General features: G+C 64.8%; 13 protein-coding genes. 7 read left to right on the top strand and 6 right to left on the bottom strand.

The genetic code is table 11. From position 1 onward, the window contains the following. Positions 1-2: 2 nt before the first annotated feature. From nuoI to nuoN, 6 genes are all read left to right on the top strand, one after another. Entirely contained in the window at positions 3-545 is a 543-nt protein-coding gene (gene nuoI, locus AB5Y72_RS04485; protein WP_042076570.1) for an NADH-quinone oxidoreductase subunit NuoI, read from the top strand. 9 nt (positions 546-554) lie between these two features. Then, a complete protein-coding gene (nuoJ, locus tag AB5Y72_RS04480) occupies positions 555-1,094 on the top strand; it encodes an NADH-quinone oxidoreductase subunit J (protein WP_042076572.1) in 540 nt (179 codons plus the stop codon). Between the two features lie 79 nt (positions 1,095-1,173). Next, entirely contained in the window at positions 1,174-1,482 is a 309-nt protein-coding gene (gene nuoK, locus AB5Y72_RS04475; RefSeq protein WP_010675036.1) for an NADH-quinone oxidoreductase subunit NuoK, read from the top strand. Further along, a complete protein-coding gene (gene nuoL, locus AB5Y72_RS04470) occupies positions 1,479-3,326 on the top strand; it encodes an NADH-quinone oxidoreductase subunit L (protein WP_325782944.1) in 1,848 nt (615 codons plus the stop codon). The genes nuoK and nuoL overlap by 4 nt, the downstream gene beginning before the upstream one ends. 73 nt (positions 3,327-3,399) lie before the next feature. Continuing rightward, positions 3,400-4,917 (top strand): NADH-quinone oxidoreductase subunit M, encoded by a 1,518-nt coding sequence (gene nuoM, locus AB5Y72_RS04465; RefSeq protein WP_325782945.1) that lies wholly within the window; start codon positions 3,400-3,402, stop codon positions 4,915-4,917. Positions 4,918-4,960: 43 nt separating this feature from the next. Then, on the top strand, positions 4,961-6,424 hold the full coding sequence (gene nuoN, locus AB5Y72_RS04460; protein WP_042076576.1) for an NADH-quinone oxidoreductase subunit NuoN: 1,464 nt from the start codon (positions 4,961-4,963) through the stop codon (positions 6,422-6,424). 258 nt (positions 6,425-6,682) lie between these two features. On the opposite strand, the gene purL is transcribed toward nuoN, so the two are convergent. Continuing rightward, positions 6,683-10,576 carry a phosphoribosylformylglycinamidine synthase gene (gene purL, locus AB5Y72_RS04455; protein ID WP_325782946.1) on the bottom strand — a complete coding sequence of 1,298 codons (3,894 nt, stop codon included), beginning with the start codon at positions 10,574-10,576 and terminating at the stop codon, positions 6,683-6,685. A gap of 149 nt (positions 10,577-10,725) precedes the next feature. Between purL and mltF the strand changes: the two genes are divergently transcribed. Then, complete coding sequence (gene mltF, locus AB5Y72_RS04450) at positions 10,726-12,219, top strand: membrane-bound lytic murein transglycosylase MltF (protein WP_042076583.1); 1,494 nt, start codon at positions 10,726-10,728, stop codon at positions 12,217-12,219. A gap of 323 nt (positions 12,220-12,542) precedes the next feature. On the opposite strand, the gene AB5Y72_RS04445 is transcribed toward mltF, so the two are convergent. The 5 genes from AB5Y72_RS04445 to hisS form a co-directional block, all read right to left on the bottom strand. Beyond that, entirely contained in the window at positions 12,543-12,773 is a 231-nt protein-coding gene (locus AB5Y72_RS04445; RefSeq protein WP_325782947.1) for a zinc ribbon domain-containing protein, read from the bottom strand. 106 nt (positions 12,774-12,879) lie between these two features. Next, on the bottom strand, positions 12,880-14,376 hold the full coding sequence (gene der / locus AB5Y72_RS04440; RefSeq protein ID WP_209792664.1) for a ribosome biogenesis GTPase Der: 1,497 nt from the start codon (positions 14,374-14,376) through the stop codon (positions 12,880-12,882). A 74-nt stretch (positions 14,377-14,450) separates the two neighbouring features. After that, positions 14,451-15,635 (bottom strand): outer membrane protein assembly factor BamB, encoded by a 1,185-nt coding sequence (bamB, locus tag AB5Y72_RS04435; RefSeq protein ID WP_325782948.1) that lies wholly within the window; start codon positions 15,633-15,635, stop codon positions 14,451-14,453. Beyond that, positions 15,628-16,278: a YfgM family protein gene (locus tag AB5Y72_RS04430; protein WP_368198633.1), complete on the bottom strand. Its 651-nt coding sequence runs from the start codon at positions 16,276-16,278 to the stop codon at positions 15,628-15,630. Before AB5Y72_RS04430 ends, bamB begins: the two co-directional genes overlap by 8 nt. Before the next feature lie 3 nt (positions 16,279-16,281). Then, on the bottom strand, positions 16,282-17,559 hold the full coding sequence (gene hisS, locus AB5Y72_RS04425; RefSeq protein WP_042076595.1) for a histidine--tRNA ligase: 1,278 nt from the start codon (positions 17,557-17,559) through the stop codon (positions 16,282-16,284). Between the last annotated feature and the right edge of the window lie 59 nt (positions 17,560-17,618).

Here is a 17,618-nt window from a genome sequence, read left to right as displayed (position 1 = left end):
CAATGAAAATTACGAGCATTATCAAGGGTGTCGGCACCCAACTGCGCAGCCTGGGGATGGTCTTCTCCCATGCCTGGCGCCCTCGCGAGACCCTGAGCTACCCGGAACAGCCGGTCTATGCCGCCCCGCGTTTTCGCGGCCGCATCGTGTTGACCCGGGATCCTGACGGCGACGAGCGCTGCGTGGCGTGCAACCTGTGCGCCGTCGCCTGCCCGGTCGGCTGCATCTCCCTGCAGAAGGCGGAACGGGAAGACGGCCGCTGGTACCCTGAGTTCTTTCGCATCAACTTCTCCCGCTGCATCTTCTGCGGCCTGTGCGAGGAGGCCTGCCCCACCACCGCCATCCAGCTGACGCCGGATTTCGAGATGGGGGAGTATCGCCGCCAGGATCTGGTGTACGAGAAGGAAGATCTGCTGATCAGCGGCCCCGGCAAGTACCCGGACTACAACTTCTACCGCATGAGCGGGATGGCCATCGACGGCAAGCCGAAAGGGGATGCCGAGAACGAAGCCAAGCCCATCGATGTCAAGAGCCTGCTGCCCTAGGAGTCAATCATGGAACTGGCATTCTATGCCGCGGCCCTGGTCGCCGTTTACAGCACGCTGCGGGTGATCAGCACCAGCAACCCCATGCACGCGCTGCTCAATCTCATCATCTCCCTCATCGCCGTGGCCATGATCTTCTTCTGCCTGGGCGCCGCCTTCGCAGGGGCCCTGCAGGTGATCGTCTACGCCGGCGCCATCATGGTGCTGTTCGTGTTCGTGGTGATGATGCTGAACCTGGGCTCGGCCCAGGATCAGGAGAAGAAGTGGCTCACCCCCACCACCTGGGGCGGACCCGCCCTGCTCTCCCTCGTCCTGCTGGGTTTCCTGGCCCAGGGCATCCTCGGGGTGACCGGCGGCACGCTTGGCCAGACCGACGTCAGCGCCAAGGAGGTCGGCATCGCCCTGTTCGGTCCCTACGTGCTGGCGGTGGAGCTCGCCTCCATCCTGCTGCTGGCGGGCCTGGTCACCGCCTATCACCTGGGCCGCGAGGACAAGAGCGGGGAAGTGCTCTCCGTGCCCCGCACCACACAAGAAGGAGGTCAGCAATGAGCGGCATTCCCATGGTGATGCATGGCCTGCTGCCGGCGGCCTGCCCCCTTTCCATCCAGCAAGCACAAGGAGAATGGCGATGAGTGGAATACCCATGGAGCATGGCCTCCTGCTGGCGGCCATCCTGTTCGCCATCGGCCTGTGCGGCTTGCTGATACGCCGCAACCTGCTGTTTATCCTCATGAGTATCGAAATCATGATGAATGCGTCCGCCCTGGCGTTCGTGGTGGCGGGTAGCCGCTGGGCCCAGGCCGACGGTCAGATCATGTACATACTGGTGATTTCTCTGGCGGCAGCGGAGGCCAGTATCGGCCTCGCCCTGTTACTGCTGCTCTATCGTCGTTACCACACCCTGAACGTGGACACTGTGAGCGAGATGCGCGGATGAGCCTCCTATACCTGACTTTTCTGTTCCCCCTGTTGGGATGGCTGCTGCTGGCCTTCTCCCTCGGCCGCCTCGGTGAGCGCACCTCGGCGCTCATCGGCGTCGGCAGCATAGGCCTGTCGGCCCTGACCACTGTCTGGGTCGGGTTCGACTTCCTCAATCACCCGCCGGAAGGTGGTGTCTATACCCAGACCCTGTGGCAGTGGATGACGGTGGGCGAGTTCCAGCCCGCCTTCCGCCTCTCCCTGGACGGGCTGTCGCTGACCATGCTGGGGGTGGTGACCGGGGTAGGCTTCTTCATCCACCTGTTCGCCTCCTGGTACATGCGCGGGGAAGAGGGGTATTCCCGCTTCTTCACCTACACCAACCTCTTCATCGCCAGCATGCTGTTCCTGGTGCTGGCAGACGATCTGCTGTTCGTCTACCTGGGGTGGGAAGGGGTGGGCCTGTGCAGCTACCTGCTGATCGGCTTCTACTACCGCAACCCCGCCAACGGGGCGGCCGCCCTCAAGGCGTTCGTGGTGACCCGGGTCGGTGACGTCTTCCTCGCCATCGGTCTGTTCGTGCTCTATCGCGAGCTCGGCACCCTCAACATCCACGAGCTGCTGGTGCGGGCCCCGGCCATGTTTGCCGAAGGCTCCCCTGCCCTGTCGTTCGCCTGCCTGATGCTGCTCGGCGGCGCGGTCGGCAAGTCCGCCCAGCTGCCGCTGCAGACCTGGCTGGCGGACGCCATGGCGGGCCCGACCCCGGTCTCCGCGCTGATCCACGCGGCCACCATGGTGACGGCGGGGGTCTACCTCATCGCCCGCACCCATGGCCTCTTCCTGCTGGCCCCCGAGATCCTGCATCTGGTGGCGCTGGTCGGCACCATCACGCTGGTGCTGGCAGGCTTCGCGGCCCTGGTGCAGACCGATATCAAGCGGATCCTGGCCTACTCCACCATGAGCCAGATCGGCTACATGTTCCTGGCCCTGGGTGTCGGTGCCTGGGAAGGGGCCATCTTCCACCTGATGACCCACGCCTTCTTCAAGGCACTGCTGTTCCTCTCCGCCGGTGCCGTCATCGTCGCGACCCACCACGAGCAGAACATCTTCAAGATGGGGGGCCTGCGCAAGAGCCTGCCCCTGGTCTATGCCTGCTTCCTGGTGGGGGGCTCGGCCCTGGCCGCGCTGCCGCTGGTGACCGCCGGCTTCTACAGCAAGGACGCCATCCTGTGGCAGGTGCAGGCCAGCGGCCAGAGCGCCCTGCTGTGGGCGGGTCTGGGCGGGGCCTTCCTGACCTCCCTCTACACCTTCCGCCTCATCTTCATCGCCTTCCACGGCAAGGTGCAGACCGAGGCTCACGCCGGTCACGGCCTGGCCCACCAGCTGCCGCTGCTGGTGCTGCTGGTGCTCTCCACCGGGGTCGGCGCCCTCATCGTGCCGCCCCTGGCAGGAGTACTGCCGGCGGGCCCGGGGGATCATATCGAGGAGGGCCGTCACGCCCTGGAAATAGCCTCCGGCGTCATCGCCGTGGCGGGTATAGCGCTGGCCGCCTTCCTGTTCCTCGGTGAGCGTCGCCTGGCCAAGGGGATCGCCGAGAGCGGGCCTGGCCGTCTGCTGAGCACCCTCTGGTTCAATGCCTGGGGCTTCGACTGGCTCTATGATCTGGTCTGGGTCAAGCCCTACCTGCTGGCCACCCGGCTGCTCGGCAAGGATCCGCTGGATCGGGCGATGAACCTGCCGGCCGTGCTGGCACAAGCCGGCCACCAGCTGCTGGCCTGGACCGTCTCCGGCAAGCTGCGCTGGTACGCCGCCTCCATGGGGATGGGCGCCGCCCTGATCCTGGCCCTGCTGCTGCTCGGTTGATCCCATGGCATTTCAATTTCACGCAGGCCTGCGGGCCTGCACAACGACCAGAACATAGACGAGAGCTGATATCGTGACCTTACTCTGGATCTTGCTAATTCCCTTTATCGGCGGCTTGCTCTGCTGGCAGATGGAGCGGCTCGGCGGACAATTCGTCCGCTGGGTGGCCCTCGCCTCCATGAGCGCCTGCCTGGTGCTCTCCAGCGCCATCTGGCTCGGCGGTGACTTCACCCTGGCCAACCCCGGCCTGCCCGTCTGGGCCGCCGAGTGGCAACAACCCTGGATCCCCCGCTTCGGCATCTCATTGCATCTGGCGGTGGACGGCCTGTCGCTGCTGATGGTGATGCTCACCAGCTTCATCGGCGTGCTGGCCATCCTCTGCTCCTGGAAGGAGATCGTGCAGCGCATCGGCTTCTTCCACCTGAACCTGCTGTGGATCCTGGGGGGCGTGCTCGGCGTCTTCATGGCGGTGGACCTGTTCCTCTTCTTCTTCTTCTGGGAGATGATGCTGGTCCCCATGTATTTCCTGATCGCGCTCTGGGGCCACTCGGTCACCGACGGCAAGTCGCGCATCAACGCCGCCACCAAGTTCTTCATCTACACCCAGGCGAGCGGCCTCATCATGCTGGTGGCCATCCTGGGCCTGGTGCTGACCCACCACGCCACCACAGGCGTCTTCACCTTCAACTATCAGGAGCTGCTGAACACCCACATGAGCAGCACGGTCCAGTGGCTGCTGATGTTGGGCTTCTTCATCGCCTTCGCGGTCAAGATGCCCCTGGTACCCCTGCACGGCTGGCTGCCTGACGCCCACAGCCAGGCGCCGACCGCGGGCTCCGTGGACCTGGCGGGCATCCTGCTCAAGACCGCCGCCTACGGCCTGCTGCGCTTCACCCTGCCGCTCTTCCCCGAGGCCTCCGCCGAGTTCGCCCCCTACGCCATGGGCCTCGGCCTCATCGGCATCGTCTACGGCGCCCTGCTGGCCTTCGCCCAGACCGACATCAAGCGGCTGGTGGCCTACACCAGCATCTCCCACATGGGCTTCGTGATGATCGCCATCTATTCCGGCAGCGAGCTCGCCCTGCAGGGCGCCGTGGTGCAGATGATCGCCCACGGCCTCTCCGCCGCCGGCCTCTTCATCCTGTGCGGCCAGCTCTACGAGCGCCTGCACACCCGGGATCTGCGCCAGATGGGCGGCCTCTGGGGACGCTTGCGCTACCTGCCCGGGGTCATGCTGTTCTTCTCGGTCGCTTCCCTCGGGATGCCGGGCACCGGCAACTTCGTCGGCGAGTTCCTGATCCTCATCGGCAGCTTCCAGGTGGCCCCCGTCATGACCGTCATCGCCACCTTCGGCCTGGTGCTGGCATCGGTCTACTCCCTCATCATGCTGCAGCGCGCCTGCTTCGGTACCCCCAAGGAGGAGAGCGTGCTCAAGGGGCTGGACAAGCGGGAGCTGGCCATGATGCTGACCATAGCCGGCCTGCTGGTACTGCTCGGCCTCTATCCCCAGCCGGTGCTGGACACCGCCAGCAGCAGCCTCTTGAGCGTGCTGCACTGGTATGCGCTGCCAGACACGGGAGCGCTGCAATGATGCTTTCTCTTTTGCCTTCCATGTCCATGTCGGGAGCCCTGTCATGACGTTTACTGTTTCTCAACTGCTGGCCCTGCTGCCCCTGTTGCTGACCACAGGGGCCATGGTGGCCCTGATGCTGGCCATCGCCTGGAAGCGCTGCGACGACACCGCCTTCGTGGTGACCATCGCCGGTCTCAACCTGGCGCTCTTCTCCCTGCCCGTCGTGATGGCCCAGGGGGATCAGGGGGTCACTCCCCTGCTGCAAGTGGACAGCTATGCGGTCTTCTACATGGGGCTGGTGCTCATCGGCGCCCTGGCCACCTGTACCTTCGGCCGCACCTGGCTCAAGGGCTACCCGGACAACCGGGAAGAGTTCTACCTGCTGCTGCTCATCGCCACCGCCGGTGGTCTGGTGCTGGCGGGCTCCCGTCATCTCGCGTCGCTCTTCATCGGGATCGAGATGCTGACCCTGCCCATGTTCGGTCTGGTGGGCTATGCCTATCGCGAGCGCCATTCGCTGGAGGCCAGCATCAAGTACATGGTGCTCTCCGCCAGCGCCACCGCCTTCCTGCTGTTCGGCATGGCGCTGCTCTACGCCCAGGCGGGGAGCCTCAGCTTCAGCGATCTCGGCCTGACCCTGTCCCAGAGCCCGGCCCATCACCCGCTGCTGATGGGGGGCTTCGGCCTGATGCTGGTGGGCTTCGCCTTCAAGTTGTCGCTCGCCCCCTTCCACCTCTGGACCCCGGACGTCTACGAGGGTGCCCCTGCACCTGTGGCCACCTTCCTCGCCACCGTGAGCAAGATCGCCGTGTTCTGCGTGCTGCTGCGCTTCTACTTGGCGGTGCCGGCCACCTCGGATCCCATGATCCACTGGCTGCTGGCGGCCATGGCGGTCATCTCCATCGTGGTCGGCAACCTCCTGGCGCTGATCCAGACCAACATCAAGCGGATGATGGGTTACTCCTCCATCTCCCACTTCGGCTATCTGCTGGCGGTGGTGGTGGCGAGCCGCCTCGGCCAGATCCCGGTGGAAGCGGCGGGGGTCTACCTGCTGATGTACCTGTTCACTAGCCTGGGGGCCTTCGGCGTCATCAGCATGATGTCCAGCCCCTACCGCGGCAAGGATGCGGACTCCCTGCACAGCTACCGCGGCCTGTTCTGGAAGCGCCCTTATCTCACGGCGGTGATGACGGTGATGATGTTGTCGCTCGCGGGTATCCCCATGACCCTCGGCTTCATCGGCAAGTTCTACCTCATCGGCGTCACCGTCGAGGCGCAGCTGTGGTGGCTCTCCGGCGCAATCGTGCTCGGCAGTGCCCTGGGTCTCTACTACTACCTGCGCGTCATGGTCACCCTCTACCTGCGCGAACCCGGCATGCAGCTGCGCGATGCCAGGGCCGACTGGGCCTTCTCCTCCGGGGGCCTGGTGGTGCTGCTCTCCGCCATCCTGGTGGTATTGCTCGGCATCTACCCCCAGCCCGTCATCAGCCTGGTGCAGGGCTTCCAGCACGTGGTGCTGCGTTAAGCCTCAGGCACACAACAAAAACCGGCCCCCGTGGCCGGTTTTTTTATTCCCTATCCGAGACGATATTCATCCTGCTCCAGCCGGTAATGTGCGCCCTCCCCTTTTCCCCTCGCCATCCCCTCCTCATCCAGAGTCAAAGCACCGGGGCTGCTACATGCTGAGTCCTGAATCAGGATCATTCACGCAACGCTTATGCTGCGCCCATAAAAAAACCGGCCTGTTGGCCGGTTTTCCATGGTTGCTGTGTACGCGGAGGGATTAACCCAGGCGCACCCGGGCGTTTCTGAACATCCGCATCCAGGCGCCATCCTCGCCCCAGTGGTCCGGGTGCCAGGAGTTCGCCACGGTGCGGAACACCCGCTCCGGGTGCGGCATCATGATGGTGGCGCGCCCGTCCGTGGTGGTCACCGCTGTGATGCCCGCCGGTGCGCCGTTCGGGTTGGCCGGATACTGCTCGGTCACGTTGCCACGGTTATCGACGAAACGCAGCCCCACCAGGCCGCTCTGTTGCAGCGCCTCCAGATGGGCGGCGTCGCGCACCTCCACCCGCCCTTCCCCGTGGGAGACGGCAATGGGCATCACCGAGCCCGCCATGCCGGCGAAGAAGGCGGACGGGGAGTCTTGCACCTGCACCAGGCTGAAGCGCGCCTCGAAGCGCTCGGAGCGGTTGCGCACGAAGCGCGGCCACAGATCGGCGCCCGGGATCAGGGTGCGCAGGTTGGACATCATCTGGCAACCGTTGCACACGCCGAGCGACAGGGTGTCGCCGCGCTCGAAGAAGCGCTGGAACTGCTCGCGGGCGTTGTCGTTGAACAGGATGGACTTGGCCCAGCCCTCGCCCGCCCCCAGCACGTCGCCGTAGGAGAAACCGCCACAGGCCACCAGGGTCTGGAAATCATCCAGCTTGATGCGACCGGAGAGGATGTCGCTCATATGCACATCGACGGCGGTAAAGCCGGCGCGGTCGAACGCCGCCGCCATCTCCACGTGGGAGTTGACCCCCTGCTCGCGCAGCACCGCCAGACGGGGGGAGACCCCGCGGGCGATATAGGGGGCGGCCACGTCCTCGGACGGGTTGTAGGTCAGTCTGGCCTGCAGACCCGGATCGGTGGCGTCCTGGCGCGCGGCGTGCTCCTGATCCGCGCACTCGGGGTTGTCACGCAGGCGCTGCATCTGCCAGCTGGTCTCGCCCCAGAGGGTGCGAAGGGCGGTGCGGCTGGCGCGATACACCTCTGTCCCGGCACGCTGGAACAGGATGAGGTCGTCTTCGCGCACCGTGCCCAGCACGTGGGAGCAGGCCGCCAGGCCGTGGCCGGCCAGCAGGGTCAGCACCGCCTCCTTGTCGTCGCGGCGCACCTGGATGACGGCGCCCAGCTCCTCGTTGAACAGGGCCGGCAGCAGTTCACCGCCGATGCGGTCGAGCTGCAGGTCGAGACCGCAGTGACCGGCGAAAGCCATCTCCACCAGGGTGACGAACAGGCCGCCGTCGGAGCGGTCGTGGTAGGCAATCAGCTTGCGATCCGCCACCAGCGCCTGGATGGCGTTGAAGAAGCCCTTGAGCTGAATCGGGTTGTCCAGATCCGGGGCACTTTGCCCCAGCTGGCGATAGACCTGGGCCAGGGCGGAGGCGCCGAGGCGCTGCTTGCCGTTGCCAAGGTCGATGAGGATTAGATCGGTCTCACCGAGATCGGTCCGCAGTTGCGGCGTGACTGTATTGCGCACGTCCTCGACCCGGGCGAAGGCGGAGATGAGCAGGGAGAGCGGCGAGGTGACGCTGTGCTCCTTGCCATCCTGCTGCCAGCGGGTCTTCATGGACATGGAGTCCTTGCCCACCGGGATGGTGATGCCAAGGGCCGGGCAGAGCTCCTCGCCCACGGCTTTCACGGCTTCGTAGAGACCGGCATCTTCACCCGGGTGACCGGCGGCAGACATCCAGTTGGCGGAGAGCTTGACCCGCTTGAGGGAACCGATGTGGGCCGGGGCCAGGTTGGTCAGGGCCTCGGCCACCGCCATGCGGGCCGATGCGGCGTGGGAGAGCAGCGCCACCGGGGTGCGCTCCCCCATGGACATGGCTTCGCCGTGGTAGCTGTCATAGGTGGCGGCGGTGACGGCGCAGTCGGCCACCGGGATCTGCCAGGGACCGACCATCTGGTCACGGTTGACGAGGCCCGTCACGGTGCGATCGCCGATGGTGATGAGGAAGGACTTCTCCGCCACGGTCGGCAGGCGCAGCACCCGCTCGGCCGCCTCGGATAGGGTGACGCCATCGAGCGCCAGCGGCTTGCCCTGGGCCGGCAGACTCTGCACGTCGCGGTGCATCTTGGGCGCCTTGCCGAGCAGCACGTCCAGGGGCAGGTCGATGGGCTGGTTGTCAAAATGGGCATCCGAGAGGGTGAGGTGCTTCTCTTCGGTGGCCGTGCCGATCACGGCATAGGGCGCGCGCTCGCGCTCGCACAGCGCCTTGAACAGGGGCAGCTTGTCCTGGGCCACGGCCAGCACGTAACGCTCCTGGGATTCGTTGCACCAGACTTCCAGCGGGCTCATGCCCGGCTCGTCGTTCGGAATGGCGCGTAAGGAGAAGCGACCGCCGCGATCCCCGTCGCTCACCAGCTCCGGCATGGCGTTGGAGAGGCCGCCCGCCCCCACGTCGTGGATGAAGACGATGGGGTTGTCGTCCCCCAGTTGCCAGCAGCGGTCGATCACTTCCTGGCAGCGGCGCTCCATCTCGGGGTTGTCACGCTGCACCGAGGCGAAGTCGAGATCTTCGGCAGACTGGCCGGAGGCCATGCTTGATGCGGCGCCGCCCCCCAGGCCGATGTTCATGGCCGGGCCACCCAGCACGATGAGGGCCGCCCCCACCGGGATCTCGCCCTTCTGAACGTGCTCGGTGCGGATGTTGCCAATACCGCCCGCCAGCATGATGGGCTTGTGGTAGCCACGCACCTCGACGCCGTTGTGGCTCGGCACCTGCTCTTCGAAGGTGCGGAAGTAGCCGAGGATGGCCGGACGGCCGAATTCGTTGTTGAAGGCGGCGCCGCCGAGCGGCCCCTCCTGCATGATGTCGAAGGCGCTGACGATGCGGCTCGGCTTGCCGAAATCCTGCTCCCAGGGCTGCTCGAAACCGGGGATCCGCAGGTTGGAGACGGAGAAGCCCACCAGGCCCGCCTTGGGCTTGGCGCCACGGCCTGTCGCACCCTCGTCGCGGATTTCGCCGCCGGAGCCGGTGGCGGCCCCCGGGAAGGGGGAGATGGCGGTCGGGTGGTTGTGGGTCTCCACCTTCATCAGGATGTCGACGCGCTCCTGGTGATACTGGTATTCGCCGCTGGCGGGGCTCGGGAAGAAGCGGCCCCCCTGGCTCCCTTCCATCACGGCGGCGTTGTCTTTGTAGGCAGACAGGACATGATCCGGCGTCTGCTCGAAGGTGTTCTTGATCATCTTGAACAGCGACTTGGGCTGCTGCTCACCGTCTATGGTCCAGTCGGCGTTGAAGATCTTGTGGCGGCAGTGCTCGGAGTTCGCCTGGGCGAACATGTAGAGCTCGATGTCGTTCGGGTTGCGGCCAAGGCGGGTGAAGTTCGTCACCAGATAGTCGATCTCGTCGTCCGCCAGGGCCAGCCCCAGGGCCACGTTGGCCTCTGCCAGGGCGGCGCGACCGCCACCCAGCACATCCACCTGGGTGAAGGGACGCGGCTCGTGGTGGGCAAACAGGGCAGCCGCCTCGTGCATCTCGCCGAACACCACTTCCATCATGCGGTCGTGCAGCAGGGCCGCGACCTCGCCGCGCTGTGCCGCGCTCAGCTCACCCTTGGCCTGCACGTAGTAGGCGATGCCGCGCTCGAGTCGCTTGACCTGGCTGAGGCCGCAGTTGTGGGCGATGTCGGTTGCTTTGGAAGACCAGGGGGAGATAGTGCCGGGGCGGGGGGTAACGAGGAACAGCTGACCGCTGGGGGTGTGTTCCGGAATGGTCGGGCCGTAGCGCAGCAGCTGGCCCAGGGTCGCTCGCTCCGGGGGCGACAGCGGGCTCGTCAGCTCGGCAAAATGCACGTATTCGGCATAGACGCTTGCTATCTCTACTCCTCTCTGTGCGCAGCTCTGCAGCAGCTTGTGGACACGAAACTCAGACAGTGCTGGGGCACCACGCAAGATTTCCATATACCTTTCTCACCAAGTTTTAGAGTGTGGGGGGATTTGAGACGCGCGTATTATAGGGATCAGGCCCAGCCCGAACAAACGTTTTTCTCGCCCCGCACGATGTGACTCCCTCCGGACTCTCTGGTATAAAGGGGCCTCTCTTTTGACAAATGCCGATTTTTTCAACAAGGGTACTCACCTACTTGCGCTGCATTTTTCGACTGCTTACCGGGATGATGTTGACGCTGGCCCTGGCCGGTTGCGACTTCCATACCCCCTCCAGCCAGCTGGAACAGATCCGCCAACGGGGCGAGATCCGGGTCGGCACCCTCTATGGCCCCACTTCCTACTACCAGCGTGACGACGTCGCCCAGGGCTTCGACTACGAACTGGCGCAGCTCTACGCCGACTGGCTGGGGGTCAAGCTGACCATAGTGCCTGCCTACAGCACCGCCGAACTGGTCGAGCAACTGCAAAAGGGCAGGCTGGACTTGGCCGCGGCGGCCATCGTCGTGACCCCGGAGCGGCGCAAGCTGTTCCGCTTCGGCCCCGGCTTCTATCAGGTCTCCCCCAAGCTGGTCTACCGTAACGGCGCCCCCAGGCCCAAGGATCTGGGGGACATCAAGGGCAGCATAGTGGTACCGGCTGGATCCACCGGCGAGGATCTGATGAAGGAGCTGGCCAAGCAGCATCCCAACCTGAACTGGAGTACCAACCGGGACGCCGACGTGGAGGAGCTGCTCAAGCAGGTGGCCGATGGCGAGGTGGACTACACGGTGGTGCAGGACACCATACTGGCCCGCACCCAGCGCTACTACCCCGAGCTCACCGAGGGGCTGACCCTCGCCAACAAGCAGACCGTGGCCTGGGCCATGACCCGGTTGCCCGATGACAGCCTCTACGCCAGCGTCATCGACTTCTTCGGCCAGCGCTTCATGGACGGCGCCATCGCCAAGCTGGACGAGAAGTACTTCGGCCACGTGCAGAACTTCGATTTCGTCGACACCCGCACCTTCCTCAAGCGCGCCAAGAGCCTGCTGCCCAAGTACCAGGCGATGTTCCAGACCCACGCCAGGGAGATCGACTGGCGGCTGCTGGCGGCCATCAGCTATCAGGAGTCTCACTGGGACCCCCAGGCCCGCTCCTACACCGGGGTGCGCGGCATGATGATGCTGACCGAGCCCACCGCCAAGGCGATGGGGGTCAGCGACAGAACCCATCCGGAGGAGAGCATCAAGGGCGGTGCCCGCTACCTGGAGGAGATGATGGAGAAGGTGCCGGACTCGGTACCGGCCGACGAGAAGGTGTGGTTCGCCCTCACCGCCTACAACATCGGCTACGGCCACATGATGGATGCCCGTCGGCTGACCAAGGAGCTCGGCAAGAACCCGGACGCCTGGAGCGACGTGAAGGAGGTACTGCCCCTGCTGCAGCAGTCACGCTGGCATCGCAAGGTGCGCTACGGCTATGCCCGGGGCGGCGAGGCACGCAACTATGTCAACAACGTGCGCCAGTACTACCAGAGCCTGCTCTGGCTCGACAACGAGCAGCAGAAGGCCCACCGCCGCGAGGAGCTGGATGAGGACGACAGCAGCGAGCCGGCCGCCCCGGCAGAGCGTCCCGCCATCATCGCCGAGGTGGTCAAGCAGATCATCACCCCCTAGCCCTGGGGGGTGTGTTTTCCCGGCAGATTCTCTGTTAACATCCAACCAGATCCGAGGGACGCGAGTCTGGCTTATTGCAATGTATTCATCACGTTGCACTACCTGCCCAGCCGCCCTTCGGCCGAGGAGACCAGGGAGGAGAACAAGATGCGAGCACGCAGAAGAGCCATGTTGGCCCGAAAAACCAAATGTGCCTGGAGCCCGAGACGCAAGCTCAAACTGGCCGACATGAAGCGCAAGATCTGGCACAGAAACCGCTCCTTCACGCTGCTGATAGCGGAGCACACAGTATAAACCCGGCATCCGCCGGGTTTTTTATTCCCTCACGCCCCCGCCGCCAGCGCCTCGAACTGTACCCTGCGCTTGGAGACAAGGGTGTTGCAGTGGTTGCAGAAATAATCCACGGCGCCACAGGCCCGAAGCCGCTCCAGCGCCTGCTGGCAGGTCGGACACAGGGCCCGGATGCGATAACGGATCTGGCACTGGCTGCAACAGGTCTCGTCACTGCGGCTGTCCAGCTCCCCCTGGCAGGCCGGGCAGACAAGATGGCTCATGATTGGCTCCTCGCAAAGTGAATGTGTGCTGGGTGGGCCCACTGCACATTCCCCTCCTCCATCGACCCCAAGAAAAACGGCTGCCGGTGAGGGCAGCCGCAGGGCCTTACTTCTTCGCCTTGGCCTTGAGCAGACGCTTGCGCTGACGCTCCTGGCTCAGGGTCAGGGTGTTCTTCTTGCCCTCGAACGGGTTGACCGACTCCTGGAACTCGACCCGGATCGGGGTGCCCATGATCTTCAGGGACTTGCGGAAATAGTTGATGAGATACCGCTTGTAGGAGTCCGGCAAGTCGTTCAGCTGGTTGCCGTGGATCACGATGCGCGGCGGGTTGTAGCCACCGGCGTGGGCATACTTCAGCTTGACCCGGCGACCATTCACCATGGGCGGCTGGTGATCTTCCTGGGCCATCTGCATGATCCGGGTCAGCATGGCGGTGCTGGTGCGGCGGGTGGCGGACTCGTAGGCCTCGTTGATGGACTCGAACAGGTGGCCGACGCCGCTGCCGTGCAGGGCGGAGATGAAGTGGATGCGGGCGAAGTCGATGAAGCCCAGACGACGGTCCAGCTCGTTCTTGACGTCCTCTTTGACCTTCTGATCCAGGCCGTCCCACTTGTTCACCACCAGCACCACGGAGCGGCCGCTGTTGAGCACGAAACCGAGGATGCTCAAGTCCTGATCCGTGATGGTCTCACGGGCGTCGATCACCAGCAGGCAGACGTTCGCATCTTCAATCGCCTTGAGGGTCTTGATGACGGAGAATTTCTCCACCGTCTCGTGCACCTTGCCGCGGCGGCGCACGCCGGCGGTGTCGATGACCACGTACTTCTGCTCGTCGCGCTCCATGGGGATGTAGACGGAGTCGCGGGTGGTGCCCGGCATGTCATAGACGATGACCCTATCTTCACCCAGCATGCGGTTGGTCAGGGTGGACTTGCCGACGTTGGGGCGACCGACGATGGCAAACTTGATGGGCAGGTCGGCGAACGGCGTCTCCTTGGTGTCTTCCTTGGTATCCAGCTCGCCCGTGGCCAGCATGCGCACCAGCGCCTCTTCGTCGAACTCCTCCTGCTCCTCGTCCGCCGCCTGTTCGGCCGCAGACTCCACCAGGGTCTCCAGATGGGGGGCCAGCGCCAGCTCCAGCAGGCTCAGCACGCCGCGACCGTGGGCGGCCGCCATCTGGTAGACCTCCCCCAGGGCCAGGCCGTAGAACTCGGACACCGCGGAGTCGCCGTCGATGCCGTCTGTCTTGTTGGCCACCAGAAACACCTTCTTGTGGCTCTTGCGCAGGTGCTCGGCGATAGCCTGATCCGCCGCGGTCAGGCCGGCGCGCGCATCCACCATGAAGAGCACCACATCGGCCTCTTCGATGGCCAGCAGGGACTGCTCGGCCATCTTCAGCTCGATCCCCTCCTCGGTGCCATCGATACCGCCGGTATCGACCACGATAAATTCCAGCTCGCCCAGCTTCGCCTGGCCGTATTTACGGTCCCGGGTCAGGCCGGGGAAGTCGGCCACCAGGGCATCCCGGGTACGGGTCAGGCGGTTGAACAGGGTGGATTTCCCCACGTTGGGGCGGCCCACCAGGGCTACTACAGGAGTCATAAAAGCCTCATTCTCAAGACGACAAAGGCTCCGGGTCCGAAGACCAGGAGCCGGAGATTCATATTAACGGGCGATCAGGGACGCTTGATAGCGTACAGCTTGCCGCCACGGCTCTGCACATACAGGGTGTCGCCATCCACCAGGGGGGCGGCGTACAGACCACTGCTGTCGAGCTGCTGCATGGCCTTGATGGAGCCGTCGGTACGGTCCAGCCAATACAGGTAACCTTCCACATCCCCGACCACCACATAGTCACCCAGGATGACGGGGGCGGTCACGGTGCGGTTTTCCAGCTGGGTGTTGGACCACAGCTCGAGCCCGTTGCGACGGTCCACCGCAAACAGGTGGCTGCGGCTGTCGGTCAGCACGATGGCATTGCCAGTCACCGCCATGTCGCGGTAGCCGGAATACTTGCGCTTCCACACCTCGTCGCCGCTCATCAGCTTGCGGGCCATCAGCTGGCCATTGTAGGCGATGGCATAGAGCTCGTCGCCGGCGATGAGGGGGGCGGCATCCACATCCACCATGCGATCCAGCTCGGTGGCACCGCGCGGGTCGGCCACCTTGGACTGGCGCACCGGCTGGCCGTTGCTCAGCAGGGCGATGCCCACCTTGCCATCGGCGCGGCCGTACAGCACGGCGCCGTTGGTGATGACGGGGGCACCGGCACTGCGCAGGGTCAGGGGCGGTTGCTCTTCGGACAGGGTCCACTGCAGCTTGCCCTCGTCGGTATCGAGCGCCACCAGGCGGCCCGAGGTGGTCAGCACCACCACACGGCCATCCTCGACGGCGGGGCTCGCCACCACCTCACCCGGTACCGTGGTCTGCCACAACACCTCCCCGTTCTCCGCGTTCAGGGCGTAGACCACCCCGTTCTCGGAGCCGAGGAACAGCTTGCCGTAGCGGGAGACCAGGCCGCCGGAGAGACGGGCGCTGCGCTTGTCGGCGTTGATGGGCAAGTCAGCCAGATCCACGCTCCACAGCTCCTTGCCGCTGTCGCGCTCGAAGGCGGTCACGTCACCATCCCGGGCCGCCGCATAGATGCGGTCCTCTTCCACCACCGGCTTGAGCTGGGAGTAGAAGTCGCCGATGCCATCCCCCACCGAGGAGGACCAGGCGGTGTCGGCCGTGAACGCGGACTCCACCGTGGGCAGGGGCGCCATGGGGTTGAGATCTTCTTCGGAACTGAACAGGGAGCACCCCTGCAGGGCCAGGGAGACGGCCGCCCCCAGCACCACTCGCTTATACAGATTACGCATCCGGAGCCTCGCCCGCAGTGACCGCTGGCAGCGCCAGATCGTCCATCTTCAGCTTGAGTTCGCTGCTCGACTGCAGGCCGCCGGCATCGGCCGCCGCCTGGTAGGCATCGCGGGCCTCTTCGGCCTTGCCCTGCTTCTGCAGGATGTCGCCGCGCACTTCCGCCACCTGGGCCTTGAAGGCGTCGTTGCCGATCTTGCCAAGCTGGGCCAGGGCCTCGTCGGCCTTGCCCTGATCGTTCAGGACGCGGGCCAGGCGCAGGGCGGCGATGGGCTTGATGCTGTCGTCACCGTTTGCGGCGACCTGGGTCAGCTGCTCGGCGGCCAGATCCAGCTTGCCCGCCTTGACCGCGGCTGCGGCCAGCTGCAGGGAAGCCAGCTCGGCATAGGCGTCGCCCTGATGGGCGGCGATGAAGCTCTTCGCCTGCGCCAGGGCGGCGTCGTCACCCTTGGCGAGCTGGGCAGTCATGGCGTTGTAAGCCTGGGAGGCGGCTTCCTGGTTGCTCTGCTGCATCTCGTTGTAGTAGCGCCAGCCAAACAGCCCCACCAGACCGATCACGGTCCCGGCGATCACCGAGGTGCCGTTCTCTTTCCACCAGCTCTTGATGACCTCAACCTGTTGTTCTTCGGTGGTATAGACTTCCACAGCTTACTCTCCTTTAGCTGCCAGCAGGGCGATGGCGGCATCGACCGAGACGGTCTGTTGCTCGGCCTGGCCACGCAGATATTTGATGGTGATCTCCCCGCTTTGCACCTCGGTCTCGCCGAGGATCAGGGCAATGGCCGCGCCGCTCTTGTCGGCACGCTTGAGTTGTTTCTTGAAGTTGCCGCCGCCGCAGTGACTCATCAGGCGAAGGTCAGGCAGGGCATCGCGCAGCCGCTCGGCCAGGGCAAAGCCCGCCTGCTCGGTCCCCTCGCCCACCATGCAGAGATAGACATCCACCGCCGGGCGGATGTCGGCGTTGAGCTCCAGGGTCTCCAGCATCAGTACCAGACGCTCCATCCCCATGGCAAAGCCCACCGCCGGGGTCGGCTGGCCGCCGAGCTGCTCCACCAGGCCGTCGTAGCGACCGCCGGCACAGACGGTGCCCTGGGCACCCAGGCTGTTGGTGACCCACTCGAACACGGTGAGGTTGTAGTAGTCGAGACCGCGTACCAGACGCTCGTTCACCTCGAACTGTATGCCGGCGGCCGTGAGCAGGCGCTTGAGCCCTTCGAAGTGAGCCAGGCTCTCTTCGCCCAGGTGATCGAACAGGCGCGGCGCCCCGACCAGGATGGCCTGCACCTTCTCGTCCTTGGAGTCCAGCACCCGCAGGGGGTTGCTGTACATGCGGCGCTGGCTCTCTTCGTCCAGCTGATCCTTGTACTGCTCCAGGTAGGCCACCAGGGCATCGCGATAGGCGGCGCGCTCGGCACTCTGACCAAGGGTATTGAGCTGCAGGGTGACGTGATCCTGGATGCCGAACAGACGCCACAGGCGATGGGTCAGCATGATGAGCTCGGCGTCGATGTCAGGCCCGTTGATGCCGAACAGCTCGACCCCGAACTGGTGGAACTGGCGATAGCGGCCCTTCTGGGGACGCTCGTGGCGGAACATGGGGCCCATGTACCACATCCGGCGCTCCTGGTTGTAGAGCAGGCCGTGTTCGATGCCGGCGCGCACGCAGCTGGCGGTCCCTTCCGGACGCAGGCTCAGGCTGTCACCGTTGCGATCTTCGAAGGTGTACATCTCTTTTTCGACCACGTCGGTCACTTCACCGATGGCGCGCTTGAACAGATGGGTCTGCTCGACGATGGGCATGCGCACTTCGCTGTAGCCATAGCTGGCCACGACCTGGCGCAGGATCTGTTCCACTTTCTGCCATACCGGGCTCTGCTCCGGCAGGCAATCATTCATACCGCGAATCGCTTGGATCTGTTTTGCCACGTTGATACTCGAGAAAAAGAGGTAAAATTTGGCCGCATTATAGGGATTTTCGACCCCGA

The organism is Aeromonas sp. R7-4 (assembly GCF_040908055.1).
GTDB classification, from domain to species: Bacteria; Pseudomonadota; Gammaproteobacteria; order Enterobacterales; family Aeromonadaceae; genus Aeromonas; species Aeromonas sanarellii.
The sequence above is the reverse complement of the archived record's forward strand: the minus strand, read 5'-3'. Positions and strand labels throughout refer to the sequence as shown.

What these genes read in the sequence shown, in the direction of transcription:
- nuoK (WP_010675036.1), top strand. Translation starts at nt 1,174, where the DNA reads ATGAGTGGAATACCCATGGAGCATGGCCTCCTGCTGGCGGCCATCCTG.
- mltF (WP_042076583.1), top strand. Translation starts at nt 10,726, where the DNA reads ATGCCGATTTTTTCAACAAGGGTACTCACCTACTTGCGCTGCATTTTT.
- nuoI (WP_042076570.1), top strand. Translation starts at nt 3, where the DNA reads ATGAAAATTACGAGCATTATCAAGGGTGTCGGCACCCAACTGCGCAGC.
- der (WP_209792664.1), bottom strand. Translation starts at nt 14,376, where the DNA reads ATGACTCCTGTAGTAGCCCTGGTGGGCCGCCCCAACGTGGGGAAATCC.
- AB5Y72_RS04445 (WP_325782947.1), bottom strand. Translation starts at nt 12,773, where the DNA reads ATGAGCCATCTTGTCTGCCCGGCCTGCCAGGGGGAGCTGGACAGCCGC.
- nuoJ (WP_042076572.1), top strand. Translation starts at nt 555, where the DNA reads ATGGAACTGGCATTCTATGCCGCGGCCCTGGTCGCCGTTTACAGCACG.
- nuoN (WP_042076576.1), top strand. Translation starts at nt 4,961, where the DNA reads ATGACGTTTACTGTTTCTCAACTGCTGGCCCTGCTGCCCCTGTTGCTG.
- nuoL (WP_325782944.1), top strand. Translation starts at nt 1,479, where the DNA reads ATGAGCCTCCTATACCTGACTTTTCTGTTCCCCCTGTTGGGATGGCTG.
- purL (WP_325782946.1), bottom strand. Translation starts at nt 10,576, where the DNA reads ATGGAAATCTTGCGTGGTGCCCCAGCACTGTCTGAGTTTCGTGTCCAC.
- bamB (WP_325782948.1), bottom strand. Translation starts at nt 15,635, where the DNA reads ATGCGTAATCTGTATAAGCGAGTGGTGCTGGGGGCGGCCGTCTCCCTG.